The organism is Microcoleus sp. AR_TQ3_B6 (assembly GCF_036702785.1).
In the GTDB taxonomy this organism is placed as follows: domain Bacteria; phylum Cyanobacteriota; class Cyanobacteriia; order Cyanobacteriales; family Microcoleaceae; genus Microcoleus.
Genome location: NZ_JAUBVJ010000011.1, coordinates 1 through 26,957, shown reverse-complemented (window position 1 = coordinate 26,957; position 26,957 = coordinate 1). Strand labels below are relative to the sequence as shown.

18 protein-coding genes and 1 pseudogene are annotated in these 26,957 nt (G+C 47.2%); 13 read left to right on the top strand and 6 right to left on the bottom strand.

Features of this window, described 5'->3' with window-relative positions; genetic code table 11:
* From QUB56_RS07970 to QUB56_RS07960, 3 genes and pseudogenes are all read right to left on the bottom strand, one after another.
* A pseudogene (locus QUB56_RS07970) lies at positions 1–865 on the bottom strand (WD40 repeat domain-containing protein); the annotation flags it as partial.
* Positions 862–2,907, bottom strand: a complete 2,046-nt coding sequence (locus tag QUB56_RS07965) for an ATP-binding protein (RefSeq protein WP_332954572.1) — start codon at positions 2,905–2,907, stop codon at positions 862–864. The pseudogene QUB56_RS07970 and the gene QUB56_RS07965, both read right to left, overlap by 4 nt.
* A 125-nt stretch (positions 2,908–3,032) precedes the next feature.
* A complete protein-coding gene (locus QUB56_RS07960; protein ID WP_332954570.1) occupies positions 3,033–3,170 on the bottom strand; it encodes a hypothetical protein in 138 nt (45 codons plus the stop codon).
* 495 nt (positions 3,171–3,665) lie between these two features.
* Here QUB56_RS07960 and QUB56_RS07955 point away from each other — a divergent pair, with 495 nt between their 5' ends.
* From QUB56_RS07955 to QUB56_RS07915, 9 genes are all read left to right on the top strand, one after another.
* Positions 3,666–4,049, top strand: a complete 384-nt coding sequence (locus QUB56_RS07955; protein ID WP_332954569.1) for a photosystem I reaction center subunit IV — start codon at positions 3,666–3,668, stop codon at positions 4,047–4,049.
* Between the two features lie 2 nt (positions 4,050–4,051).
* Complete coding sequence (locus QUB56_RS07950) at positions 4,052–5,014, top strand: DNA-formamidopyrimidine glycosylase (RefSeq protein ID WP_332954566.1); 963 nt, start codon at positions 4,052–4,054, stop codon at positions 5,012–5,014.
* Positions 4,993–5,142, top strand: a complete 150-nt coding sequence (locus QUB56_RS07945; protein WP_332954563.1) for a hypothetical protein — start codon at positions 4,993–4,995, stop codon at positions 5,140–5,142. Before QUB56_RS07950 ends, QUB56_RS07945 begins: the two co-directional genes overlap by 22 nt.
* Positions 5,139–5,261 carry a hypothetical protein gene (locus QUB56_RS07940; RefSeq protein WP_332954562.1) on the top strand — a complete coding sequence of 41 codons (123 nt, stop codon included), beginning with the start codon at positions 5,139–5,141 and terminating at the stop codon, positions 5,259–5,261. The genes QUB56_RS07945 and QUB56_RS07940 overlap by 4 nt, the downstream gene beginning before the upstream one ends.
* Positions 5,258–5,773, top strand: a complete 516-nt coding sequence (locus QUB56_RS07935) for a hypothetical protein (RefSeq protein ID WP_332954560.1) — start codon at positions 5,258–5,260, stop codon at positions 5,771–5,773. Before QUB56_RS07940 ends, QUB56_RS07935 begins: the two co-directional genes overlap by 4 nt.
* A 97-nt stretch (positions 5,774–5,870) precedes the next feature.
* Positions 5,871–6,086, top strand: coding sequence for an NAD(P)H-quinone oxidoreductase subunit O (locus tag QUB56_RS07930; protein WP_015178120.1), 216 nt, complete (start codon positions 5,871–5,873; stop codon positions 6,084–6,086).
* A 130-nt stretch (positions 6,087–6,216) separates the two neighbouring features.
* Positions 6,217–7,170, top strand: coding sequence for a malate dehydrogenase (mdh, locus tag QUB56_RS07925; RefSeq protein WP_332954556.1), 954 nt, complete (start codon positions 6,217–6,219; stop codon positions 7,168–7,170).
* Positions 7,171–8,612: 1,442 nt separating this feature from the next.
* Positions 8,613–8,801 (top strand): hypothetical protein, encoded by a 189-nt coding sequence (locus tag QUB56_RS07920; RefSeq protein ID WP_332954555.1) that lies wholly within the window; start codon positions 8,613–8,615, stop codon positions 8,799–8,801.
* 1,320 nt (positions 8,802–10,121) lie between these two features.
* A complete protein-coding gene (locus QUB56_RS07915; protein ID WP_332954553.1) occupies positions 10,122–14,681 on the top strand; it encodes a PAS domain S-box protein in 4,560 nt (1,519 codons plus the stop codon).
* Positions 14,682–15,078: 397 nt separating this feature from the next.
* Here QUB56_RS07915 and QUB56_RS07910 read toward each other — a convergent pair whose 3' ends face one another.
* Positions 15,079–19,104, bottom strand: coding sequence for an EAL domain-containing protein (locus tag QUB56_RS07910; RefSeq protein ID WP_332954552.1), 4,026 nt, complete (start codon positions 19,102–19,104; stop codon positions 15,079–15,081).
* A 333-nt stretch (positions 19,105–19,437) separates the two neighbouring features.
* Between QUB56_RS07910 and acnB the strand changes: the two genes are divergently transcribed.
* The 4 genes from acnB to QUB56_RS07890 all read left to right on the top strand — a co-directional run bounded on the left by acnB (position 19,438) and on the right by QUB56_RS07890 (position 23,859).
* Positions 19,438–22,053, top strand: coding sequence for a bifunctional aconitate hydratase 2/2-methylisocitrate dehydratase (acnB, locus tag QUB56_RS07905; RefSeq protein ID WP_332954551.1), 2,616 nt, complete (start codon positions 19,438–19,440; stop codon positions 22,051–22,053).
* 475 nt (positions 22,054–22,528) lie between these two features.
* The gene (locus QUB56_RS07900) at positions 22,529–22,771 is read left to right on the top strand and encodes a hypothetical protein (protein WP_332954549.1); all 243 of its coding nucleotides are present in this window, start codon (positions 22,529–22,531) and stop codon (positions 22,769–22,771) included.
* 443 nt (positions 22,772–23,214) lie between these two features.
* Positions 23,215–23,370, top strand: coding sequence for a hypothetical protein (locus QUB56_RS07895; RefSeq protein WP_332954547.1), 156 nt, complete (start codon positions 23,215–23,217; stop codon positions 23,368–23,370).
* Positions 23,371–23,463: 93 nt separating this feature from the next.
* The gene (locus QUB56_RS07890; protein ID WP_445243319.1) at positions 23,464–23,859 is read left to right on the top strand and encodes a cupin domain-containing protein; all 396 of its coding nucleotides are present in this window, start codon (positions 23,464–23,466) and stop codon (positions 23,857–23,859) included.
* Positions 23,860–24,051: 192 nt separating this feature from the next.
* Here QUB56_RS07890 and QUB56_RS07885 read toward each other — a convergent pair whose 3' ends face one another.
* Positions 24,052–24,711, bottom strand: coding sequence for a pentapeptide repeat-containing protein (locus QUB56_RS07885; RefSeq protein WP_332954544.1), 660 nt, complete (start codon positions 24,709–24,711; stop codon positions 24,052–24,054).
* A gap of 160 nt (positions 24,712–24,871) precedes the next feature.
* Entirely contained in the window at positions 24,872–26,521 is a 1,650-nt protein-coding gene (locus QUB56_RS07880; protein WP_332954696.1) for an ABC transporter substrate-binding protein, read from the bottom strand.
* Positions 26,522–26,957 lie beyond the last annotated feature (436 nt).

Below are 26,957 nucleotides of genomic sequence, written 5' to 3'. Positions count from 1 at the left end.
CCACTGCATTTACCTCGGAACTATGACCAGTGAGAGTTTTCAGTTCCCGGCCTGTCTCGGTGTCCCAGATTTTTAGGGTATTATCATAAGAAGCGGAAATTACTGTTTTGCCGTCGGGTGCGATCGCCACTGCTAGTACCTCGTCACTATGACCCCTGAGAGTTTTCAGTTCCTGGCCTGTCTCGGTGTCCCAGATTTTCAGGGTTTTATCCCGTGATGCGGAAATCGCTGTTTTACAGTCGGGTGCGAGATCCACTGCTAGTACCTCGTCACGATGACCGGTGAGAGTTTTCAGTTCCTGGCCTGTCTCGGTGTCCCAGATTTTCAGGGTTTTATCCCGTGATGCGGAAATCGCTGTTTTACAGTCGGGTGCGAGATCCACTGCATTTACCGAGTCAGTATGACCGACAAGCGTCCGCAGCGCACCTTCCCCAGGCTGCTCTAAATTAGCCTTCACAGGCCGCAACCAAGGACGATCTTTCCACTCCTTTGCTTGTGCCAGCATTGCCTGAATCTGGGGTATTTCAAAATCCAGCAACCTCCCCAACAGCTGTCCTGCAAGCTGTGTTTTATCCTTTTCCAAAATATGCGCCGACTTGCGAATTGCCCCTTGAATCAATCTCAGAGCTTGACTTTGCTCTAGGGCCAGCAACACATCAGAAATTCTCGCCAAATCGTAATCATCAATTAGCGCTTGTACCCCCAACACCTCCAGTTTCATCTGAATGAAACCGAAATCAGTCAACCAAGCACAATAACGATTAAAATCCTTCAACCCCTGAACGAAATCCCTGGGTTGATATTTCAATAAATATTCCCGATCGCCTTGACTCTGCTGCGCCAACCACACACCTAACTTGCTCATATCGGCGCTCCTTCCAACCTGTTATTAATACCTTGGCGGTTAAGTTCTTCCACATTCACCCCAGCAGATTGCACAGTTTCATCTTTTTCCAGAAACTCGCGAAAGGTGTTGTGATAAATATTGTAGCGAATTTCCCCGTTTACCTGTTCCTGTCGCAAAAAAGAATCCCATTTTTTTAGTACCTGCTGTACTTTAAAATCCGTCTCGCGCACCGATTTTGCAATCCAGCGGCGAGAAACAGCCTCGTGAGCTTTCGACAGCACGTAGATAATATTAACCTTCAATTCCAGCAGAGGATCGTCTTCGTGACCAATCATCTGTACCCAGTGTTTTTGATAATATTGCAGCAAACCCGCTGGCAAATCGTTTAAATTCACATCATTGTACGTGCCGCTTTCAATCTCATCAAGTACGTGGCGGAGGTAGATAAATTTCTTTTCGCTTTTTTGGGCTACCGCCGTCACAAACTCTTCCCGCTGCAAATTTCGACCCTTAATCCAATCCTGAATTAACTCGCTTCTCTCCGTGCGTTTTGCCAGATAAGCCTTGACATCTTCGAGACTTTCTGCACTGTATTTCATCAAATCAAAAACTGTCCGGTTAGCTGCCGGCATTGGCAGAAATTCCGGTCGCTTGGAAACAATAAAATAAACGTTATCCGGCAAATCATTAGGCAAATACGAAACATTGCTACCGCTAGTTTGAGCCTTCCAGTCAACTTCATCCAGCGCATCGACAACAAAAATTATTTTTTTGTCACTGCTAGACTTAGCGCTAACTTCCTTCAGCAAATCGCCTAGAAAGTTGTTATTTTTCAGGGCATTTTCCGGCAGTCGCGGATACTTATTTTTAAGGCCAAAACCTTCAATCAACTGAGTGCAAGCATTTTCCAAAAAAGTTTCAGCGCTGACAATCCCGTCCGGTTGCGAGTTGAAATGAGTAATGCAGCGTCGCTTCAACATCACCACACAGGCAGCCATAATCGCGCTTTTCCCAACTCCCGGTTCCGCTTCCAAAACAAAATAGCCTTTGGGATTTGTCCTCAGAAACTCGTTAATTGCTTCAAACACAAATTTCCGACCGGTAAAGTCTTTTATTCTGTCCTGAATAATCGTCTCAGACTTAACAGGAATCGGCAAACTCGGCGCAGCAGGATCGATATATCTTTGCAACAATGCCCGAATCTGCGCCAAATCACCGCGGATTTCAAATTCGATCGCGCCCAATTTCGCCATCACTTGACAAATCTGCTGCTTAGTTGCTACCGCCTCCAACTTGTCGATAATCTCCCGATTTTGCAGCTTCAAATCCTTGAGATCCGCCAAAGCAATTTGGTGCAGATTCAACAGCATCGCCGCAAACTTTTCTCCTCCCTTGGCTGCATCTTGTTTCAGCACTTCCCGGTACGCCTTCGGAAATGTTTCGTACAGTCTTTGCGCCACAAATTCCACGATTTCTGCATCAAAGGATTTCCCCTCACTGGCCGCGAATTCCCCGATGAATCTTGCCCAATCTTCCGGTGTCAATCCGGTAACTCGATCGAACTCCGCAGCATCCGCCGAAAAAATCAGACTCAGTTGGTCTTCCGAAATATTTAAACCCCTTGACAAATCAACCCCTTCTGTGTTAATGTTCAGCCAATATTCAGGAGTTTTTTCGGCTAATCGATCTAAATCCCTGGCAGACGAATTTTTACTAAGGGCGATCGCAATTAACTCATCTGACGAAGCAACATCTTTCAAAATATCGGCGATCGCCTCACCCGCCGCCTCAATCAAATCGCGATTGTCAAGAATATTTCGATTTTTTGCCAACTTTTCGGCCATCAGATTTCCCAACTCGTTAGTCGCCATATTCCCCGCTATACCGCCGGCGATCGTTGCTAAAATCGAAATGCCCCCAACCGTTGGATTTGCCATCACACCCAATGCTGCTGTCACTCCTGGATTGGCGATCGCGCTGGCAATCATTGGCGCAACACCCATCACCGCACTCCATCCAAGAACCCTAACTTTAGTATTAGCTAAATCAACTAACGACATACTTTAAATATTCCCCGCACTTTGCAATAGTTTAGCGCGACAATATAATTAAATACAAGGTTAATTAATCACACATCTTTCACCATTCTTAGGAACAGGATTTCCGGCCTGTTTCACAATGATTCTTAAGAAGAGGCCGGAAAGCCTGTTCCACAAAAACTAAATTTTATTGTGCCGTAGGCGTCTCGCCCGCCCCAAAATACAATCTGCCGCCCCAAAATACAATCTGCCCGCCCCAAAAATACAATTGTATATTCACTCATCTTTAGACGACTTTAGGTATGAGACAGGGGTGTTAAACCCCAGGCGGCCCCGGCAACAACCAAACGGCCCCGACAACTTCCTCATATCAACTCCGGTAGCATCGGAATTAATATTACTCACAGTCAGGACACGGCGAGTGCCTTAGTCCCTACCCCCATTAATTGTAGGGACACGGCACTGCCGTGTCCTCTATATCATTCCGATGCAACCGGAAACAATTTCACACCCCCGTCACAAACTCGCCACCCCACAACAATTTGTAAAGTTTTTTATAGATCCGATCGCACAGCTTTCATTTGACGGATAATGTCTGTTTATTTATTTTGCAACCCCAGCGATCGCCCACAAAAAACTTTACTTTTCTTTACAAGCCAGCGACCAAAAAACGCTGACCAAAACAATAATTCTGTTGCAGACTTTAAATGCGCCGCGCGATCGACTAGAGTAAAAAAAATGGCTTGATCCGTTTATTCATCGCAAAGGAAAAAAAGCTCATGGTTCAACGCGGTTCTACAGTCCGGATTCTCCGCAAAGAATCCTACTGGTATCAAGAAGTGGGCACCGTTGCTACGGTAGACCAAAGCGGCATTAAATACCCAGTTATCGTTCGCTTTAACAACGTAAATTATGCAGGCGTCAACACCAACAACTTCGCCGAAAGCGAATTAGTGGAAGTGTCAGCACCCAAAGGAAAAGCGAAAACAGCGACAGCAGTAGCTTCCGGCGGCAAACAAACCACCCTCGACGAGAAAACTCGGAAAACCGGCAGCGGAGGCTCCCCCTCGCAGCCGAAAACTTCCACCGACAGCAAACCCGGCGCCGAAGTGCCCGGCACCGTCGAAGGTTCGCCTCAAGGTCAAGGAACAGAACAGCGCTAATTGTGCCAGAACTGCCAGAAGTTGAAACTATTTGCCGGGGTTTGAATCAAGCAACCCTCGATCGAGAAATTGTGGGCGGGGACGTGTTGTTAAACAGCACGATCGCCCGTTCCATCTCTGCGACCGATTTTTTGACACAACTCAAAGGAAAGTCGATCGCCCGCTGGTACAGGCGCGGCAAATATCTACTGGCAGAACTATCTCAATTCCCAGAAGGAGAAAGGGAGAGGGGGACAGGGGGAGAGGGGAAGAGTCGGAGAGTGGGAGAATTTGTTCCCCAAACTCCAAGCTATTCCCCAACGCCTTCTTTCTACCCCTCCCTTTTGCCTTCCAAAGCCGGCTGGTTGGGCGTTCACCTGCGGATGACGGGACAACTGCTGTGGGTGAACCGATCCGAACCCCTGCAAAAACACGCGCGAGTACGGCTGTTTTTTGAAGGAAACCAAGAATTGCGCTTTGTAGACCAGCGCACCTTCGGGCAAATGTGGTACGTGCCCGCAGAAACCGAGGTTTCGGGCACAGTCATCGGTCTCAAACTCTTAGGCCCCGAACCGTTTTCCGAGGAGTTTACAACAGAATATTTGACCCGCAAGCTGCACCGGCGGGCGCGACCCATTAAAACAGCTTTGCTAGACCAGGCACTGATAGCTGGTTTGGGCAATATTTACGCAGACGAAACTTTGTTTTTGTCGGGAGTGATGCCCACAACTCTGTGCGCGGATTTGACCGCCGAGCAAATTGGGCGCATCCATACAGCTATTATTCAAGTTTTACAGAAGGCGATCGCATCCGGCGGCACCACTTTTAGCAATTTTCTCAACGTCCAAGGTGTCAACGGCAACTACGGCGGCGTCGCTTGGGTGTACAATCGCGCCGGCCAACCCTGCCGCACTTGCTCCACAACCATCGAACGTATAAAATTAGCAGGGCGATCGACTCATTTTTGCCCCGCCTGTCAGCAATAACCAGAGGGAAGAAGGAAGAAGGAAGAAGGAAGAAGGAAGAAGGAAGACGGAAGACGGAAGACGGAAGACGGAAGACGGAAGAAGGAAGACGGAAGAGGGAAGAAGGAAGACGGAAGAGGGAAGAATGAAGAAGGAAGACGGAAGACGGAAGACGGAAGACGGAAGACGGAAGACGGAAGAGGGAAGAAGGAAGACGGAAGAGGGAAGACGGAAGACGGAAGAAGGAAGAGGGAAGAAGGAAGAATGAAGAAGGAAGACGGAAGAGGGAAGACGGAAGACGGAAGAAGGAAGAGGGAAGAAGGAAGAAGGAAGAAGGAAGACGGAAGAGGGAAGACGGAAGAAGGAAGAAGGAAGAAGGAAGAAGGAAGACGGAAGAGGGAAGAAGGAAGACGGAAGACGGAAGAAGGAAGACGGAAGACGGAAGAAGGAAGACGGAAGACGGAAGAAGGAAGACGGAAGAAGGAAGACGGAAGAAGGAAGACGGAAGAAGGAAGAGGGAAGAAGGAAGAAGGAAGAGGGAAGACGGAAGAAGGAAGAGGGAAGAAGGAAGAAGGAAGAAGGAAGACGGAAGAGGGAAGACGGAAGACGGAAGAGGGAAGACGGAAGAAGGAAGAGGGAAGAAGGAAGAAGGAAGAAGGAAGAAGGAAGAAGGAAGAACTGATATCTTGTACCATTGTCAATAAGGCTGTCAGGGGCGGGCGGGACACCCAGCCCACAAGAGTATTGAACTATTGTGGAACAGGCCGGAAATCTTGTTAAGCGAGAATGGTGCCAGATGTCAGAAGAAAGAAGAAGTCTTTTCCAGCCCAATCTAGATTAAAATTTGTATAGTTTTTTAAACTAAACAAAGAAAGTTATGGCAATCAAGAAAGGCAGTATAGTTCGCGCTGTACGCGAAAAATTGGAAAACAGTCTAGAAGCCAAAGCCAGCGACCAGCGCTTTTCCTCCTATATATTTGAAACAAAGGGCGAAGTGATGGATGTTCGCGGCGACTACGCCTTCGTCAAATTTGGCAAAGTACCCACCCCCAATATTTGGCTGCGGGTAGACCAACTCGAAGATTTTAAGTAACTCACCAAAACTAAACATCCCTGTTCTTAATGTAGCGAAGGGTGCACACCGCGCACCTTTCCCCAATTAAGCTGATTGCTAAAATCTAAAATCTAAACTCTAAAATCTAAACTCTAAAATCTAAAATCGAATGAATTTTCCATCAACCCGCGTATCAATTATTGGTGCAGGCAAAGTCGGCAGCACCTTAGCCCAGCGAATTGCCGAGAAAAATCTGGCAGATGTAGTATTGCTAGATATTGTCGAAGGTTGGCCGCAGGGCGTTGCTTTGGATTTGATGGAAGCAAGGGGAGTGGAACGCCACGATCGCAAAATAGTCGGTACAAATGATTATACAGATACGGTTAACTCAAGTATCATAGTAATTGCCGCCGGAGTTCCGCGCAAACCCGGTATCAATCGGGAAGATTTAATTAAAATCAATGCTCGAATTGTCACCGAAGCCACAAAACAGGCGATCGAGCATTCTCCAGAAGCAATCTTAATCGCCGTCACAAATCCCCTAGATATCATGACTTATTTAGCGTGGGAAGCTGCTGATTTGCCAAAACACCGAGTCATAGGTATGGGGGGAATACTCGACTCCGCCCGCTTTCAAACTTTTATTGCCATGGAATTGGGCGTTTCAATTGCTGAAGTCAGTGCAACAGTCATCGGTTCTCACGGCGATTTGATGGTTCCTTTGCCCCGCTATTCCACTGTTAAGGGCATTCCCATCGCTCAACTTATGGATGCTGGGGCGATCGATCGAGTCGTACAGCGGACTCGCCACGCTGGCGCAGAAATTGTAGGATTGATGAAGACTGGTAGTGCTTATTTTGCACCCGCATCTTCTGTCTGTGTGATGGTAGAATCTATTTTATTAAATCAGTCGCGACTCTTGCCTTGCTGCGTTTATTTGCACGGTGAATACGGCGTGCAAGATATCTTTTTAGGAGTTCCCTGCCGCTTGGGATATCAGGGAGTCGAGCAAGTAGTGGAACTCGAACTCAGCGATACTGAAAGAGCAGCCTTTATCGAGTCGGGCAAATTGGTTTCCCAAAATATTGAGGAAGCGAGGGCGATACTGAAAACTTCTAGTTAAGTTTGTATCCGTTTTTTTTTCAGATACTCCTGAACGGGGTTTTCACGAAAAGACTTCGTTCCAGTCTTAGAACCCGGTCAAAATTTTTCTCCCGAAAGCCTTCTACTTTCTGCCTTTGGGCGGTCAATGCAGTCTCTTCTAGTTCCTACTAAAAAAAATTAATATTCCCGATGGTGCGATCGAATCATTCCGGCAATAAACCGTTGACTAAAACCCAAAAACTGCCCGATATTTTTTCGCTCTGATATCAAATCCGTTAGCATCGGAATAGTAAATTTGAGTTCACTGTTGACGGTTGACTGTTCACGGCGTCAACAGTCAGCCGTCAACCGTCAACATCATTCCGGTGTAACCGGAAATGATATGACTTGTAAAAATAATTGCAAAAAAAATGTCCTAAGTGATAAATATAAAATACATCGTGTCCTGCAAAATAACCGCTGTCAGTTTGTAGTCAGGACTGAATTTTTCAGAGTTTCGCTTAATTAGGACTCTTTCTAGTTATACTCTTTTATATTTTAGATTTTAGATTAAAGAATAGGGAATGATATCATGTCCAGTCGATTACCCGACCTCAGGTAGGGGCGGGTTCACCAACAATATCTGCCAATAATTGATAATCTCAAAAACCCGCCCGGCCGGGATATTATGGTCAATCGATCGGACATGATATGACTGATGCCGCAACGGTTGAGGGCTTGTTTACAGTTGCATTTTTTAAAATGGTATTACTAAAAACCAACTTTATTATACTCGCTCTACCCTTCTCGATTTTGCATCTATATTTAACCAATTTAATTTATAGGCACCATCAATGCCGATTTTCTCTGAATATCACATCCAAGATACTTTGCACAAAAGCGTCAAAACTGTCATATTGTTTCCGGTTGCATCGGAATGATATAGAGGACACCGCGAGTGCCTTAGTCCCTACAATAAATAGGGGTAGGGACTAAGGCACTCGCGGTGTCCTGACTGTGAGTAATATTAATTCCGATGCTACCGGAGTTGATATCATCTATCAAGGAAAAAAGTTAAACCAAAACAATTCAATAATTTTCAAACTGATCGAAGCCAAATATTTAACAGTAAAAACATTTGCTCGACTAAAACACGAATATCTAATCCGCCCAAACTTCAATCACAAATCTCTCTGATATTTAACTGCTGGAGTCGCTCGTGAAATCCGCCATCCTCTCAAGTGTGTTAATAATTATGCTGAAAGCTCGGTGGAATTGAGGGAAAAACTACTAAAATAATTTGACGAAAAATTCTAAAATTTATATGTAGATACTATCGAATGTCTGTCAAGCATATTTTAATAGATATTCTAGACAATAATGCAGCTATTAACCACTCCAAAAATCCGAAAATATTATTCGCAGTATGATGGAGTACCTGCGGACTGACACCGGCCAGCGACAGTTGACAGAGATTAACGCTTGGCTAGAAGAAGCAGTGCAGTTGGCCTATCCCAGCAGGCGATCGCTCTCCGCATCAATGTGACGATTTATACTGAGTATGAAAGTGCGATCGCCCTCTCAGAAGTAGCATTCCCCGAGCTCACCTGCGCTTTTATAAATATCCTTGATAGTGCTTGTTATGCTGTCTTTCAAAAGCCAAAAAGTTAGCAGCAAGGAATTGAGCCACAAACAGAAAGTTGGAATCCCAAAATTTGGGTTTTTACCCAAATTTTGGTAAAAGCAGTTGAAATTCCCCGCGAGAACGGCATCAGAATTACTCTATAAATTCCCGAGAATATCTTCCATCTTTTCTTTACTACTAAACCGACTGGAGAAGCAACAGGTTTGGAGTTGTCTCTGAGTTGCAATATTATTGCAGGACTGTACAGTGGCACTTTAAAGGTAGAAAGCCAAACGCGAGCTTATACGGAATTTATTATTACTTTGCCCAAACTTTAAGGCAGGTGATTGCCCTTTCTATTAATCAAGCTTGAAATACCTTGACTTTAGTCAAAAATATGATACCCTAATTATTGGTATCATCTAAAAAATCTTACACTTTCTCAGGAAATACAAAAATCGGGCGAAAAGTATTCGTGAAGCGAAGCTATCCTGAACGCGCCTGCCTTCGGGAAGGGCAAGGAATCGCCATTGAGTTGATCCAATTTAACCCTAGCCTGCAACTACTTTAACTCTTTAACCTAGAACTCATACCATTTGAGATTTGAGATTTGAGATGGGGACTGAGTTATTGTGTATGGGTTTGGAGTAAGGGGCTACAGTTGCATTCTTTTTTTAAACAGGTATCACCTCTGCTTCGGTGGATGTCAATAAGTTTAACAAATAAAATTGCTAGCATAAAGCAATTAAAATTCCAGGGAAATAATTAAAAAAAGCCGATCGATCCAAAGGGTGTATAAAATAAGAGTTAAGAGAGAGAAATCGAGAATTAGTGGAAACTATAGAAAAGGCTCTCGGCTCAGTTAAAAAAAATCAAGAGTGGCGCTCCCAACAGTATCTTTGAGTGCTACAGCAAAGAAACCATCATCAAGTTTGCGGTAATAATAAAAGGGTGACAATTGCAACCGCAGGCGATCGCAAAAAAGCCCAAAATTAGTCAGGACGCTCCGCGTATTCCCGCCCGGAAGCCGGGTTGATCGTTTCCACTTTCGGAGCTTCCCTGACTTAATTACGTTAAAAAACTGGGTTTATGCGTAAGTTTTGTTAGTATTATTTTCAATAATTGACAATTTATGCCGTAGGAAATCAGCGCCCGCTTTCTCAGTAAATATACTGAATTAAGCTCCTCGCTCCGCCTCCCAATTCATAAAAGTTACGGAAATGTAGCGGGAGTAGGTGGTAAGTGCTAGCAGCAGTAGGAGAATTTGTCCTTTGCCCTTTTGATGAGAGCACGCTGAACTTGCAGAGCGCTATTGAGATGCCATCAACCTCGATACCAAACCGCAAAATAACGAAAGAAAGAGCATTATGTCTAATCAATACCTGTATCAAGAACTAACCAACCTGCGCCAGAAGCTAGCTCACCTAGAAAAAGAAACGCAGTCTCAAATCTGCTTCAAAAAGCTGCAAGCGCTGATGGGAGTGATTCGCAAAATTCGCCAATCCCTAGACTTAGAAACAATATTCAAAATTACAGCCACGGAACTCCGGCAACTCCTAAATGCCGATCGAGTCGCCATATACCGCTTTCTTCCAGAATCCGAATGGAAGGAGGGCGAAGTAGTTTGCGAAGACGTTCTTCCCCTATACAGCCCATGTTTGGGAGCAAGAGTCCTCGACTACTCGTTGGATGAACAATTGGCAGCCAACTACACCCAAGGTTACGTTCAAGCAGTCAGCGACATCTACAAAGCCCCATTGAGCGCTTGTCACCTCAAAATCCTCAAGCGATTTCAAATCCGAGCTAACTTAGTCGTACCGCTGCTGCAAGGGCAACACCTGTGGGGATTGCTGTGCATTGACCAGTGCGGCAAACCCCGCGATTGGCAAGAAGACGAAATCGAATTTGCCAGACAAGTAGGCGACCATTTAGCAGTTGCCATCTACCAAGCCGAACTGCACTTGCAAACCCAGAGGCAAATAGCAGAAATCGAATCCGCGCAGCAGAAACTCCGCGACAGCGAGCAAAAATATCACCAAATTCTCGATTCGATCGCCGATATGGTATTGGTCAAAGGCCCCCAATCGAAAATAGTCTGGGCAAATAAAGCATTCCGCGACTATTACGGCATGACTCAAGAGCAACTTCAAGACATCGTAGACGCACCTTTCGCCAATCCCGACAATACTCTCCAGTACATCAGAGATGACGCCTTCGTATTTGACACCGGACAAACTCTGGAAATTTCCGCAGAACCGGTGACGCGGCACGACTCAGAAGTGCGACTGTTCAACACAGTCAAAGCACCTATCCGCAGCGAAGACGGGCAAGTTGTAATGACAGTCGGCGTCTCCCGCGATATGACGGAAGGCAAACAAGCAGAAGAAGCACTCCAAGCCAGCGAAGCCAAATACCGCAGCCTGGTAGAAACCTCCCAAGATATGATTTGGTCGGTCGATGCGATCGGGCGCTACACCTTCGTCAACCCAGCAGTTAAGTACATCTACGGTTACCAACCAGAAGAAATGATCGGTCGGCCCTTCTCCGACTTTGCGACACCTGAACAAAGCCAGAAAGATTTAGAAGTTTTCGCTCGCGTGTTGGCCGGAGAATCAATTTTCCAGTACGAATGCACCCACATCGCCAAAGACGGCAGCATGAAACATTTGATGTTCAACGCCATCGCCCTGTACGACGAAACAGGAAACGTCCTCGGCACCACCGGTACAGCCACCGACATTACCGATCGCAAGCGAGCAGAAGCAGCCTTACAACACGCCAACGCAGAACTAGAGCGCAGAGTAGAAGCACGCACGGCAGAACTGCGCCAGACTTTTGCCGCCCTCACGGCCAGCGAAACCAGGTTTCGGACGATCTCCGCCACCATGCCCGGAGCTTTGTTCCAGTTTTGCAACCGTGACGGAGTTTGGCACATTGACTACATGAGCGATCGCATTGAAGATATCAGCGGCGTCACAGCAGCAGAAATGATGCGAGACATGAATACATTCATTTGCCGCGTCCACCCCGAAGACTTGGAAAGCTACATCGCCTCCGTCTCCGAAGCGGTAGAAAACCTCTGCCTGTGGCACTACGAAGGGCGGTTAGTCAAGCCCGACGGTGAGATTCGCTGGTGGCAGGGCGACTCGATGCCCACCCGCAGCGAGAACGGCGAAATCATATTTTGCGGCGTATTGTTCGACATTACCGATCGCAAAGTTGCCGAAACCGCCATCCGCGAGAGCCAGCGACAGCTAGAAGAAGCCCAGAGACTCGCCCACGTTGGCAGTTGGGAAATCGACGCAGCCACCGGAACCGTCACTTTGTCGGAAGAACTTTTCCGCATCCTCGGGCTCGAACCGACCTTCTTAGCGCCCAACCTAGCCGAACAGGTCGCTCTGATTCATCCAGAAGATTTGGAACTGTGGCAGACTCAAGTGCAGCGGGGACTCGCAGCAGGCATCCCCTTTGATTTTGATTACCGCCATTACCGTCCCGACGGCACGCTGCGGCACGTGAACGCCCTGGGCAAAGCCGAAACCGATGTCAACGGCAAGGTGGTAAAACTGTTCGGAACGGCGATCGACATTACCGATCGCAAAGCCGCCGAAGCAGCGCTGCGGCAAGCTGCAGCCGAGTTAGAAGACAGAGTGAGCGAGCGCACGGCCGAACTGTCCGAAGCAGTCGCCCAGTTAGAACAAGAAATTGGCGATCGAAAACTTGCAGAAGCAGCCCTGCAAGTTTCCGAGCAAAACCTGCGAACCATATTTAACAATGTCTACGATGCTATCTTCATTCACGATTTAGAAGGCAACATTCTCGATGTCAACAATCGAATGTTAGAAATGTACGGAGTGAGCCAGGAACAAGCAACAAAATTATCCATTAAAAACGACTATTCGAGCGCGGACAATCCCATTGAACAACTGGGAGAACTTTGGGAAAGAGTATTAGCCGGCTCCACGGGTCGCGTGGAATGGAAAGCGAGGCGTCCCAACGACGGTTCAACTTTTGATGCAGAAATTGCCCTGTCGAGAATTCATCTCAACGGCAATCTCAGCGTCATTGCCAACGTCCGAGATATTAGCGACCGCAAACAGGCAGAAGCAGAACTGCAACAGGCTCAACATTTTATGGAATCCGTACTCAAAACCATACCCGTCGCAGTATTTGGCAAAGAAGCAGAACAGTTGCGATTTGTACTGTGGAACCCAGCCGCCGAACACTTGCTCGGTTTCAGTGCAGCAGAAGTTATGGGCAAAAACGACCACGACTTTTTCCCCAGAGAACAAGCCGACTTTTTCACCGCCAAAGACCGGGAAGCGCTCGCGGCCGGGCAAATTATAGAGATTCCCGAAGAAATAATTCAAACAAGAGAAGGCGATACTCGCATATTGCATACAAAGAAAACCGCAATTCTCGATCGAGAAGGTAATGCCCAATATTTATTAGGAGTTACCGAAGACATTACTGAGCGCAAGCGGGGAGAAATTGCTTTGAGGGAATCGGAAGCCAGACTCAGACAGCAGGCCAATAGAGAAAAATTACTCAACAGTCTCACCGCTCAAATCCGCAATTCCCTCGACTTCGACAGCATCGTTACAGTCGCAGTTAAGGAAATTCACGCTTTCATGCAGATCGATCGTTGCAATTTTGCCTGGTATCGCGAGGACGGGGAGGAGCCTTTCTGGGAAATTATTAAAGAATCTCGCCTTCGGGAACTTCCCGATTTAATAGGTAGCTATCAAGCTTCCGACTTCGGTACTCTGGGAGAAAAACTCTTGCAGATGGAAATGCTGCGGGTGGATGATGTCGAAACAGTCGCAGATCCTGTTTGGAAACAAACCCTTCGATCGATGGGCTACCAATCTGTATTAATCATCCCCATCCAGGCACTTTCCGGGGTAATGAGCGCAGTTACCTGCTGCTCCTGCCGTTCTGTGCGGCCTTGGAGCGATAGCGAAGTAGAATTGTTGCAGGCGATTACTGTTCAATTGGCGATCGCCCTCAACCAAGCCGATCTTTACGCCCAAACTCGCAATAAAGCTCTCGAATTAGAGCAAACGTTGCAGCAATTAACCAGCGCTCAATCGCAGTTAATTCAAAACGAAAAAATGTCATCTCTCGGTCAACTTGTGGCCGGAGTCGCCCACGAAATCAACAACCCAGTTAACTTTATTTACGGCAATCTGACCCACGCCAACGACTATACTCAAGACTTGCTACACCTGCTCGAACTTTACCAAAACCACTATCCGGATCCAGTCCCGGAAATTCAAGAGGAACTAGAAGCTATTGAACTCGACTTTCTGATGGATGACTTGCCGAAACTGCTTTCCTCGATGAAAGTCGGTGCAGACAGAATTCAGCTAATCGTGGCATCTCTGCGCACCTTCTCCCGCATGGACGAAGCAGAAATGAAAGCAGTCAACATTCACGAAGGCATAGATAGCACCCTGATGATTTTGCAGCACCGGCTCAAAGCCAAACACAATCTTCCAGAAATTGAGGTGATTAAAGAATACGGCAATTTGCCTTTGGTAGAATGTTATGCTGGGCAGTTAAATCAAGTATTTATGAATATATTGAGCAATGCTTTAGATGCTTTGGAAGAGAGAGGAGCGCGGCTTTCGGCCGCTCAACTGCGGGAAAATCCTAGTATCATTTCCATCAAAACTGAAATCCCAAAACCCGATCGGGTACTCATTCGGATTTCTGACAACGGCCTGGGAATGACAAAGACTGTCTGCAATCGACTTTTTGACCCATTTTTTACCACTAAACCTGTGGGAAAAGGCACTGGGATGGGCTTGTCAATTAGCTATCAAATTGTTACAGACAGACACAAAGGCTCGCTGAAATGCACTTCTTCGCCGGGACAGGGTGCAGAATTCGCGATCGAGATTCCACTCAAAGCTAATTGTTAATTGTTAATTGGGAATTGGGAATTGAGAATTGGGAATTGGGAATTGGGAATTGCGAAAGCGTTAGGGTGCCTCAGTTTGGTAATTCTCAACCATACCGAAAATTTAATTCTGATGCACCATTTATTCTCTAGTGCGTCAATGTAGAGATTGTGAGTTTGTAGCAAAAATCTCCCTACCTAACCCACCATACTTCACTTTCTTACCAATTATCAATTGCCAATCTGTACCTCACTCATATCATGTCCGATCGATTAACCCTAATATCCCGGTCGGGGCTGGTTTTTGAGATGGGAGATTGTGGGCTGGTATTTTTGGCTCATTTTTGACCCGCCCGTTAACAGTCAACCGTCAACCGTCAACCGTCAACCGTCAACCGTCAACCGTCAACCGTCAACCGTCAATCGATATTACTGATATTTATCAGCATTTCAGTCATCGCGGAACTGTCCAAAGGTTTAGAAAACCAATATCCCTGAGCTAATTCGCAGTCTAGTTCTCGAAGCTGTGCTAACTGTTCGGCTGTCTCCACACCTTCGGCGATCGCATTCAATCCCAAATTGTGAGCCAGAGTCACGATCGCCCGCACAATCTGCAAAGGCTGACCCCCGCCGTCACCGTTTTCGACAGCCCCCAAGCGACTCACAAAAGATCGATCGATCTTCAGCGTATCCAGCGGAAAGCGGTGCAAGTAACTCAAAGACGAATAACCTGTACCGAAATCGTCTATCGACAATCGAATATTTCTATTTTTTAATTGGGCGAGCACAATATTGGCTTTCTTCACATTGTCCACGAGCGCGCTTTCAGTAATCTCCAATTTTAAACAGCTTGGAGCGCAGCCAGTTTCTGCTAAAATTTCATCGATTTGCTCGATTAAATTCGGCATACCTAACTGTTTAGGAGAAAGATTGACGCTCATTGTTAATTGCGAAGCATCAATAGTTGGGAATTGAAAATTGGGAATTTGTAACTGAGAACTTTTACTGAGTGTAGCCGAAGTATTGGTAAGTGGTAAGTGGGCATTAGTAACAGGGGAGTGGAAATCGGAAATCGGGAATTGGTAACTGGGAATTGGTAAATTTTTACCGATTATTTCTTCCCGGTTCCTTCTTCCGTTTTCCTCATTCCCTGTATCCGTTAAATCAGTTAAATCCCGTAGATGGCCGTTTGCCCTCGAACCTCTTCCTTGTTCCTTCTTGCTTATTCCGACGGACATCGGACTTCTTCCCTCGGACTCCGTTAACATTTCTTGCCAAAGGCGCAATTGCCGACAAGCTTCCCGCAACACCCAGGCTCCCAGAGGCACGATCAAACCTGTTTCTTCAGCTACAGGGATAAAAGTAGACGGCGGAACTAGACCCCGAACCGGGTGCTTCCACCGCACCAAAGCCTCAAAACCTTCGATCGCACCGTTGGCGATCGAAACAATCGGTTGGTAGTGAACAATAAAGTGCGAACATTGATCCTTGCTCTGGCCTAATTCCTCCTTGCCCAGAATAGCCAACCGCAGGTCAGTTTCTAACTGCAACAGCGACATAGTTTGGTCGTGCATCGCCAAATTAAACACCTCGTGGCGGGCCTTGCCCAAAGCTTTAGCGCGGTACATAGCGATGTCAGCATCGCGTAGAAATTCTTCCGGATGAGTGTACAGATTCGATTCGCCACTGTCGTTGGCTTCGCCTCGACTGAAAACAATGCCAATGCTAGCGGTGGTAAATACTTCGTGCCCTTCGATATTAAACGGTCTCGTCAGTTCTTTTTGTATCTTTTTAGCTGCTAGGGTGGCGTCGCTGAGGCTCTGAATGTGGTCTAGCAGGATGGTGAATTCGTCTCCCCCCAGCCTGGCCACGGTATCAGAAGCCCGCACGCAGCTTTGCAGCCGCTCCGCGAGGGCGACTAGGAGTTTGTCTCCTAAAACGTGCCCTAAAGAATCATTAACTACTTTGAAGCGGTCTAAATCTAGGAAAAGTAAACCAAATTTGTAATCGGGAGACTGATTGGATCGGCGGATGGCTTGTCCTAGCCTGTCGAGGAACAAAACACGGTTGGGCAAACCGGTCAGCGCATCGTGAAAAGCGCCGTGCAGCAGTTGCCGTTCTACTCGCTTGCGCTCGGTGACATCTCGGATAATAATCTGGGCGGCCCTCGAGCCTTGATAAGTAGCGGGGATGCCGGCAACTTCAACGTCTATTATTTGTCCGTCGAGCCGCATCAGTTTTTGTTCGGCAAGGTCAATAGGCTGATTTTCTTCCTCGACTAGCCGAATGCGCTCTCTAGCTATTTGCACATAGTTTGGATGGACGAAATGCAATACCGGAAAGCCGATTAGCGCCTCGGGAGAGCTCGCACCGAAGAGTTTAGCGCCGGCAGCATTGATGTAGGCGATTTTCCCTTGACTGTGAACGGCGATCGCTTCGGGAGATAGTTCTACTAAACGGCGATAGCGTTCTTCACTTTCTTGGAGAGATACTATCAAATCGCAGCGCTCTTTTTCGACTTGCTGGCGTTCGACTTCCATTTGGTGAAACCCCAGAATTTTACCGATGCTTTGAGCCATCAATTCTATGATTTCTATTTCCTGGTATTCAAAATCTTTTTTCTTGATTTCTGGCGAACTAAAACTCAAAGTTCCGTAAGTTCTATTGTTAATAAATATCGGCGTTCCGATGTAAGATTCCGACTTACATATTTGATAAGCTGGATGTTCGCGCATTTCCTTTGTTGCTCCTATATGAGCACACGCAACTGTTTTTTTTAGTTGAATTACCGCAGCGCAGTAAGTATCGCTGAGCTTCAATTCTAAGCCGCGCACGAAGTATGCTAAATCTGTTTTCGCTGCCCGCACAATAAAAGTTTCCCCCTCAACTTCAGCCATTATGCCCATAGTAAGTCCAAACATCAAACAGCCGGCTGTTAGATAATCGTCTACTAGCTCTTCAAAGTTTTGATAATGATAAGTTGTAATCCGGTGCAAGTGTTTGAGATTAGCGCTAAAAGCTGCTAAAGCTTGAGAATTTAAAAATAATTCTTCTTCCGAGCGCTGGCGGTCAGTAATGTCTGTTTGCACTCCAATAAAGTGGGTTAAGTGTCGCCGCGAGTTGTAAACCGGAGCGATCGACAGTTCGTGCCAAAAAGGCGTGCCGTCTTTCCTAAAGTTGCGCAGGATAACTTGAGATTCTCTACCTTCTTCAATCGCAATTCGCAATTGTTTGGCAGCGGCGGTGTCCGTGTCGCTGCCCTGCAAAAATCGGCAATTTTTCCCAATTAACTCGTCTCTGCTATAACCGGTGATCCGCTCAAAACTCGGATTGACATAAATAATCGGATTATCTGCAACGGTCGCGTCGGTGATGGCAATGCCGTTACTGCAACTTTCGATCGCCCGTTCCATCATTTGCAAACGCTCTTGCGATAGAATCCGCTCGATCGCCGCAGCTAATACATTGGCGATCGCTTCTACAAAATAAACGTCATCTTGACTGAAAACTCGCCTTTGGTTGGTATGCACCCCCAAAATGCCCCAGGCCGGCGAGGAGGAACTGTTCGCTGGTTCTGCGTGTCCCCAGTTGCTCCCGAGTCCCCGATTGCCGGGAATAATGACAGTAACGCCGCTGACAGCCCCGTGGTTGTGCAGCAGCGGCAACCCGCTAAAGCGCGTTTCCACCCGCAAATCTTCGACGACCGTCGGTTCCCCCACAAGCAATGTGTAACCTGCTTGCGATCGGGCAGAAGCGCTAACAGTAGCCCTGCCGACGAGGCCCGGCTGCCAGCCAACCCCCGCTCGCAGCAGAAAAGCATGGCCAGAGGGCAACAGTTCTAACAACTGACAATAATCAACCTCCAGCGTTTGAGCAATTAAAACCGCAGCTTTGTCCATCAGTGCGGACAAATCTGTTTCAGCCAGGGCCTGCTGCCCCAAATAAGCGACGGCCGCTTGCTGGCGCGCCCGCAAGTGAATTGACGCGAGCAATTCCTGCTCTTGGGCGGCGGCTCGCTTGCGATCGGTAATGTCGCAGAACACCGACAGAACAGCTTTTCCTGACAGCAATGTCAAATACCGCATCGATACACTTGCCCAAAACAGCGTACCGTCAGCTTTTTTAAGGCGGACTTCTGTCTCGCGGACGTGTCCGTGGCAGGCGAGCCGCAACAGCAGTTCCTCGCGGTCTGCGGGGTTGTGGTAGAGCAGGTCGGCTTTTTCGCCGTCGATCGACTTGAATGCTGTCAACCCAAAAGCCTGACGGCATAAATCGTTGCTATAAAGAATTGTGCCGTCAGCCAGACTGCTGACGATCATGGGTATCGGCATCGAGTTGGCAATCGTCAGCACTAATTCTGTGGTTCCTTGCAGTTCTTTGTATAAGTCTGGCTTGGAGACCTGGCCCTGACTGTCTTCAGAGTTTTCAGGGATAAAACTTTCCATTTTTTAATCGATCCATTAGCAGGACAACTTTTTTAAACTGGTGGAAAACGACGATGGAAGATGCAGAGGACGATCGACTGTACCCTACAACACATTAATCTTAACCAGAACAATACAACTCAACGCCCCTAAACTGCTCGGCTGGAGTTTGATATCCTGCACGCACGGTGGAGAGAACACCTCTCTTTGGTATGACAATCTACTGTTTTTAAAGTTGCGTTAAGTTTTTATGTATAGCGAGGTACTTTGCCCAATGTGCAGCGGAAGCTCCTAATCTAAAAAGTAAAGTCACCTGCAAACAACCACCGAATACTATTCGAGGAGAGAGGAGAAATGCTTGAATCTTACCGCCGTACCGCGGCCGTTCGGGCCGCTTTGGGAATTCCACCGCTGCCGCTAGACGCCCAGCAAACGTCGGAACTGTGTGAACTGCTGAAAAATCCGCCGGCACAAGAAGAAGAAACCTTAATAGAATTATTGCGCGATCGCGTCCCGCCCGGAGTAGACAGCGCCGCCTACGTCAAAGCTGGTTTTTTAACTGGCATTGCCAAAGGCGAAATCCACAGCCCCCTAATTGCTCCCAAATGGGCAGTTTACCTGCTGGGGACAATGATGGGCGGTTACAACGTCCAATCTTTAATCGAATTGCTCAATCCCACTGCCGAAATCGCCATTCCCGCCACCGCAGCCCGGGCCTTGAGCAAAACGCTGTTAGTATTCGACGCCTTCCACGACATTCTGACTTTATCCGATACCAATCCCTACGCCAAGCAGGTCGTCGATTCTTGGGCGGATGCCGAGTGGTTCACCACCCGGCCCCAACTGGCGGAAGCGATTACCGTTACAGTCTTCAAAGTTCCCGGAGAAACCAATACTGACGACTTGTCGCCAGCACCTCATGCTACCACGCGGCCCGATATTCCCCTGCACGCTTTGGCGATGCTGGAAAGTAAGATGCCAGGAACCTTGCAAACCATTGCAGATTTGAAGCTAAAAGGCCATCCCGTAGCCTATGTTGGTGATGTTGTCGGCACCGGTTCCTCGCGGAAATCGGCGATTAATTCCGTGCTGTGGCACATTGGCAACGATATTCCGTTTGTGCCGAACAAGCGCAGTGGCGGTTATATTTTAGGAGGTGCGATCGCCCCGATTTTCTTCAATACCGCTGAAGATTCCGGGGCTTTGCCGATCGAATGCGACGTCTCCAAAATGTCCACTGGAATGGTAATTACCATCCATCCCTACAAAGGCGAAATTACCAACGAAGCCGGAGAAATCATCTCCACCTTCACCCTCAAACCCGACACAATTCTAGACGAAGTTCGCGCCGGTGGCCGAATTCCGCTATTAATTGGACGCACTTTAACCGACAAAACCCGCGAAGCTTTAGGACTAGAACCAAGCACTATTTTCACCCGCCCGACTATTCCCGCCGATACCGGCAAAGGCTTCACCTTAGCACAAAAAATGGTAGGGAAAGCTTGCGGTTTGTCCGGCGTTCGTCCCGGTACATCTTGCGAACCAGCCATGACAACAGTCGGCTCCCAAGATACCACCGGGCCGATGACTCGGGACGAATTGAAAGAACTTGCTTGTTTGGGATTTAGCGCCGATTTGGTAATTCAAAGTTTCTGCCACACCGCCGCTTATCCGAAACCAGTTGATGTCAAAACTCACCATGAATTACCCGATTTCATGGCAGAGCGCGGGGGCATAGCCTTGCGTCCCGGAGACGGCATTATTCACTCCTGGCTGAATCGAATGTTATTGCCGGATACAGTGGGAACCGGCGGCGATTCTCACACTCGTTTTCCTTTGGGAATTTCCTTTCCTGCGGGTTCGGGATTAGTAGCCTTTGCTGCCGCCTTGGGCGTCATGCCTTTGGATATGCCAGAATCAGTTTTAGTGAGGTTCAAAGGCGAATTGCAGCCCGGAGTAACCCTGCGGGATGTGGTGAATGCAATTCCCTACGTGGCGATTCAAAAAGGCTTGCTGACAGTCTCGAAACAGAATAAGAAGAACGTCTTTTCTGGGCGGATTATGGAGATTGAAGGTTTGCCAGATTTGAAGGTCGAGCAGGCTTTTGAATTGACCGATGCCACGGCCGAGCGTTCTTGCGCCGGATGCACGATTAAATTGAGCGTGGAGACAGTTTCTGAGTACATTCGTTCCAATGTCGCGCTGCTAAAAAACATGGTGGCGCGGGGCTATCAAGATGCGCGGACGATAATGCGCCGGGTGGCGAAGATGGAAGAATGGCTGGCCAATCCGGTGCTGATGGAGGCGGATGCTGATGCGGAGTACGTTGAAATCATCGAAATCGATCTGAACGAGATTAAAGAGCCAATTGTGGCTGCTCCCAACGACCCGGATAATGTTAAATTGTTGAGTGAGGTTGCGGGCGATCGCGTTGACGAAGTATTTGTCGGTTCCTGCATGACAAATATCGGTCACTACCGCGCGACTGCGAAAGTATTGGAAGGTGCAGGGGAAGTAAAAACTCGCCTGTGGATTTGTCCGCCCACCCGCATGGACGAACAGCAACTCAAAGAAGAAGGTTACTACAGCATTTTTGGAGCCGCTGGAGCTCGCACAGAAATGCCCGGATGCAGTCTTTGTATGGGCAATCAAGCGCGGGTTAAAGATGCGACAACCGTATTTTCAACTTCTACCCGCAACTTTAACAACCGCATGGGCAAAGACGCGCAAGTTTATCTCGGTTCCGCAGAATTAGCCGCAGTTTGTTCCCTGTTAGGTCGAATTCCCACAGTCCAAGAATACAACGACATTGTGTCAAAAAGAATCGATCCTTTTGCTAGTGATTTGTATCGGTATTTGAACTTCGATCAAATAGCTGGTTTTGAGAATGAAGGACGAGTGATTGCCTTAGAAGATATGCCGAGAATTGAGGATATTTTAGGAATTCCCGAAGGCGTATTGAGCAAATAAAAAGAGCAACGGGTGGCTGTATTCATCTGCGTCCATCAGCGTACATCCGCCAACATCTGCGGTTAAAACTCAAAGAAACCGGGTTTTTTACAGCTTCTACCCGCTGTAACCCCTCTTCAGGGCAAAAAACCCGGTTTCTCACCACTCGTCCTTCCAGGACAATTCTAAAATCCAAAATCCCAAATCTAAAATCCAAAATCGATTGACACCGGCCCCCATCTGCGGCTAGGCTTTGAAGAGAGAGGTTGCCCAAGCTTGTAGAGGAGGCAACCCGCGTCGTCGCCCAAAAATCTAGTTGCACTGCCCAAAGCTGCTACCAACAGCAATGGACAGCTAACCGCCAAACTGAGAGAGCAGTCTGGAGGCTAACGGAGTATCTTAACATTCTCTGTAGCCGCCCTGCTATGTCTTGAACTGCGGGGCGGCTGGGTTTTTGGGTTTTCCTACAAAACCAAAAATCAAGGAGAACATAATTATGTCACAGGAATTCGTGCCTGACGACAACTTATCCGGTCGCCCAAATTCAGACTCAGCAATATCCGAACAGGAAGTGGTGCTGTTAACGGTTGTCGGTTCGCCCAATGGTGTCAGGGAAACCCTACTCACTTTGTACCGGCTGGGATTTGCCCAAGTTAGCGATTGGAGTCCCGTACAGCGTGCGGCTAATCCGAAGCAAGTGATGAGTGTGCTGATTCGCCGTCGTTCGCGCAAAGCGTAGGTGTTCGATCGTTCCCAACCAATAACCCAGATTAACCTGATGTTCGATCGCCTTCAAAAAATGTAGATTCCAATTTACCTTTAGGCGGGGGCAGGTTTATTATATTGTTGGTTTCAGGCATAGATAGTTGGTGAAACCCGCCCCGGAGATGGTCTGTAGGGGCGGGTTTTACCAACAATATTTGAGGCTGACAAACAATCTCTAAAAACCCGCCCCCACCCAACCAATAACCCAGATCCACCCCAAAGATAGCCGGCAGGGGCGGGTTTTACAGATAATATTTGACGAGCGCAAACAATCTCTAAAAACCCGCCCCCACCCAACCAATAACCCAGATCCACCTGATGTTCGAGAGCCTCCAAAAAATGTATGGCTGGTTTATTATATTGTTGGTTTCGGACATAAATGGTTAGTAAAAACTGTTGACTGTTGACTGTTGACTGTTGACTGCAGAACCTAATCCACTTGACGGGGATATGATTTTGGCGACTCTGGCTATTTTGGTAGCAAATGAAGGGAATGAGGTGATAATTGCCACAACAAATGTGGGATATTTGTCTCAATTTATTGCTGCTCGACAGTGGCGGCTAATTGAGTAATGTTTAAACCGATCGCACTTACCCGCTTACCCTATCGCTGCTATACTTTTAATTACAGCTATTTGGGCAGACACCGTTAGCGAGATAAACAGGATGGGGGAAACAGTGGACACAATCGAAAAAACTGACGACGAAAAAATTGACGATCGCACGCAAACCCGCTTCTGGGGCAAAGTTACAGTCATAGACTCGGGCGATCGTTACAAGATCAATCGCATTGAAGTCAAACCCGGGCACCACATCAGGACCCAAATGCACTATCACCGCAGCGAGCACTGGGTTGTCGTCTCCGGTACCGCTAAAGTTATCTGCAACGACTACGAGACGATTCTCATGCAGAAACAGTCAACCTACGTTCCCATGAATACTCCTCACCGCGTGGAAAACCCAGGCGTTATTCCCTTGGTGATGATTGAAATCCAAAATGGCGAGTACCTGGGCGAGGATGATATTATCCGTTTCCCGCAGGATGCTCACGAGGAAGATTGATCCTACATCATAAATATGAAGCAATCGCAGAAGCCAGCCAAAAGCTTCGCACAGCGAACAAGGATCCACGCCGCGACCGAAAATCAGATAAATCCTAGAATTAAAACTGTAGGGGCAATTTCAGAATTGCCCCTACATTATTATATTAAGTTTGTTAAGCACCCGAATTTGATATAGCAATTGGCGATCGTCCTACGGCAAAGAAGCGTTTTTCAAATCTACATTTGCCATATTGGCATTCTTTAAATTAGCACCGGTCAAGTCCGAACCGTTCAAATTTGCATTAGTCAAATTTGCATTAGTCAAATTTGCATCCCGCAAGTTGACTCCCTGTACGTCTATTCCCAACAAACTGCCGCCTCTGAGGCTGACATCAGCTAAATTCGCTACAGACTGGCGAGCATTTCTCAGGTTTGCACCCGCCAAATCGGCACTTTCTAAATTAGCACCGATTAAATTAACGCTGGTGAGGTTGGTATTTTTCAAACTGGCAATCACTAAACCCGCCAGACTCAGATTAGCCCGGCTCAAATCAGCACCCTCCAAATTTGCCCCGTGCATTTTAGCCGCAATTAAACTCGCACCTTGCAATTTAGCTTGTTTCAGATTTGCTTCGTTCAGTTTGGCTTCGTTCAAATTTGCACCGTTCAAATTTGCACCGCTGAGATTCGCACCGCTCAAATCTGCACCGCTCAGGTTCATACCAGCAAGTTGCGCTCCTGTCAAGTCACATTTGGTACATTTTTTAGTTTCTAAGAGTTGCTTCACGTGTGATACGTTTTCTGCTTTTACTCCCGAGGCCAAACCGATCGCAATCAGCAGCCCTGTTGTTGTTAAAATCCCAAGTTTCATATACCCACCCTCAGCAAGATCTCTCTTTAATAATATCCCACCTTTTTTGGGAGGGTAGGGTGAGCGGTCTCTTTAATAAACTGTGACAATCATCACCCTATTGTGCACAAAATATGCAATAATTATGGACGTTTTAATTCCTAAAAATTCTAGTAAAGAATTATTGCTTTTTCAGGAACCAAAAGGGAAAGGATTGCGTCGGTTCGAGACGGACGCCGGTGATGCTGTTCTGAGCAAAGGTATAGTCCTTATCCTGCCAAAGAGGGATGAAAGGTACATCTTGGCCCAGTATGTCTTGAATTTCGGCAAATAGGGCTTTGCGGGTTTGAGGGTTTGGTTCTTTGCGTTGCTTGTCGATCAGTTGATTTACCCGATCGTTATAATAAAACGAACCCTGACCTTGACTAGCACCCTTTTCACAGCCCCCGGCGGCCGAACCCGTGGCACAATCCAAAAACGGCTGAATGTAATTGTCGGCGTCGAAAAAGTCGGCGTACCAATCCACTAAAACCGCCGGATAAATTCCCTTCTCTATGTTTTGCAACAAAGTAGGACCTTCAACGCTGTTAATTTCTACCTGCATTATCCCGTCCATTTTGAGTTTAGCTAGCGCCTCCATCGTACTAGCGACTAAAGCTCGTTTTGTGGAAGCTGAAGGATACCAAATTTGCAGAACAAAAGGATTTGTGGCCGAGTATCCCGCTTTCGTTAAAAGTTCCTTAGCCTTTGCCGTGTTGGCATCGCCGTACAGTTCTTTAAAAATCGGTTTTTGAACGTCGAATGTTGTGGGAATCAGACTGTAAAGCGGTTGTCCTTGTCCCCGCAGTACGCGATCGTTAATCAGGGGGCGATCCATCGCTGCTGCGATCGCCTGTCTCACTTCTAATTTGTCCAGGGGTTGAGACTTCATATTCAGCGTCATGTAACTAACCGTACTGCTTTCCCCGGCGATTTCCTGCCATTTCCCTTTTTTTGCTCCCTCGTCCAAGCTGCGAAATTGGTCTACATCCAGAGACAAATAAGCCACATCGATCGCACCAGTCCGAAAAGTATTGAACAAATTTGACGAACTAGAAAGCAGCAAAAGGTCAATTCCTTGATTAAGTGGTTTTTCCCCCCAATACTTGTCAAACACGTCAAACTTGAGAGAATCGCTGCCGTACTTCGCCAGCTTGTAGCGTCCAGTTCCCACAAACGTATCTGGTTTAAATTTACCCTCCCCAATCTCGTAAGCTTTCGGAGAAACTGCACACATACCGGAAAATGTCAACAGGGAAGGAAAAGCAGCAAAAGGCTTTTTGAGTTGAAAAGTTAATTCGTATTCGCCCGTGGCTTTCACCGATTCTACTGCATCGCTCAACAACATAGCCGGACTGCCACCATTTTTGATAAACCGCTGCAAGGAAAATTCCATTGCTGCGGCGTTAAACGGTGTGTCGTCGTGAAAAATAACGCCTTGACGCAAGGGGATTGTATATGTCAATCCGTCTTGACTAACTTTTGGCATTGCTGTCGCTAAGTGGGGGATTAACTTTGTAGTTCCCGACTCGTAGGTGTAGAGAGTGTCGCCCAAATTGCGCAGCAATTGTCCTGATAGGCTTTCGTAAGCGTCCGCAGGGTCGATCGTCCGCAATTTCAAGGTGGTGCCAATAGTAACGCGATTATTAGCATTGTCGCCGATCGAATTAGCAGAGCGATTGGCCCCTTGTCCGCAGCTTGCAGTTAACAAGCAGCACAGACAAAACAGAACTATAACTTTAATCACTGAAGGTTTTATAGATATTCTATGCTGCTGCTTGTTGATTCCCATCGTCTTTTTTTGACACTCCAAATTACTCATTATATTATCACAACACTTCGCAGAGTTTCAGGGTTTACTCATGGGTGGGCTAAAAACTTGGTTCTTCGCAAACATCCTAGGTTTATTAACGAGCAATGTAGTCAGAAACCCGGTTTCTGAGGGAGCGAATGCGATCGCAAACCCTTGGGTTTTGAGTTCCTAGTCGGAAAGTCTTGGTTTTCCCCTATCCTGCCTCGACAAAGGTTGCCCTGATATCGATCCCCTTGAAACCGCCATTCTACGGTTGCTAATCAAAAACTGTCCGAAGTGTTGACTAATGACCGAAAGCATCCAGGATACAAGCCCCCGGATTCATCCGTCCAGAAATAATACCATTTTGCCAAATAAGTGCTACAATGCCAGAAAAATAAGGGATATTTTATGAAGGTCAACTATCAAGAAAGAA

Coding starts and splice junctions, on each gene's coding strand:
- QUB56_RS07965 (WP_332954572.1), bottom strand. CDS start 2,907: ATGTCGTTAGTTGATTTAGCTAATACTAAAGTTAGGGTTCTTGGATGG.
- QUB56_RS07960 (WP_332954570.1), bottom strand. CDS start 3,170: ATGAGTGAATATACAATTGTATTTTTGGGGCGGGCAGATTGTATTTTG.
- QUB56_RS07955 (WP_332954569.1), top strand. CDS start 3,666: ATGGTTCAACGCGGTTCTACAGTCCGGATTCTCCGCAAAGAATCCTAC.
- QUB56_RS07940 (WP_332954562.1), top strand. CDS start 5,139: ATGAAGAAGGAAGACGGAAGACGGAAGACGGAAGACGGAAGACGGAAG.
- QUB56_RS07935 (WP_332954560.1), top strand. CDS start 5,258: ATGAAGAAGGAAGACGGAAGAGGGAAGACGGAAGACGGAAGAAGGAAG.
- QUB56_RS07930 (WP_015178120.1), top strand. CDS start 5,871: ATGGCAATCAAGAAAGGCAGTATAGTTCGCGCTGTACGCGAAAAATTG.
- mdh (WP_332954556.1), top strand. CDS start 6,217: ATGAATTTTCCATCAACCCGCGTATCAATTATTGGTGCAGGCAAAGTC.
- QUB56_RS07915 (WP_332954553.1), top strand. CDS start 10,122: ATGTCTAATCAATACCTGTATCAAGAACTAACCAACCTGCGCCAGAAG.
- QUB56_RS07910 (WP_332954552.1), bottom strand. CDS start 19,104: ATGGAAAGTTTTATCCCTGAAAACTCTGAAGACAGTCAGGGCCAGGTC.
- acnB (WP_332954551.1), top strand. CDS start 19,438: ATGCTTGAATCTTACCGCCGTACCGCGGCCGTTCGGGCCGCTTTGGGA.
- QUB56_RS07900 (WP_332954549.1), top strand. CDS start 22,529: ATGTCACAGGAATTCGTGCCTGACGACAACTTATCCGGTCGCCCAAAT.
- QUB56_RS07890 (WP_445243319.1), top strand. CDS start 23,464: ATGGGGGAAACAGTGGACACAATCGAAAAAACTGACGACGAAAAAATT.
- QUB56_RS07885 (WP_332954544.1), bottom strand. CDS start 24,711: ATGAAACTTGGGATTTTAACAACAACAGGGCTGCTGATTGCGATCGGT.
- QUB56_RS07880 (WP_332954696.1), bottom strand. CDS start 26,521: ATGGGAATCAACAAGCAGCAGCATAGAATATCTATAAAACCTTCAGTG.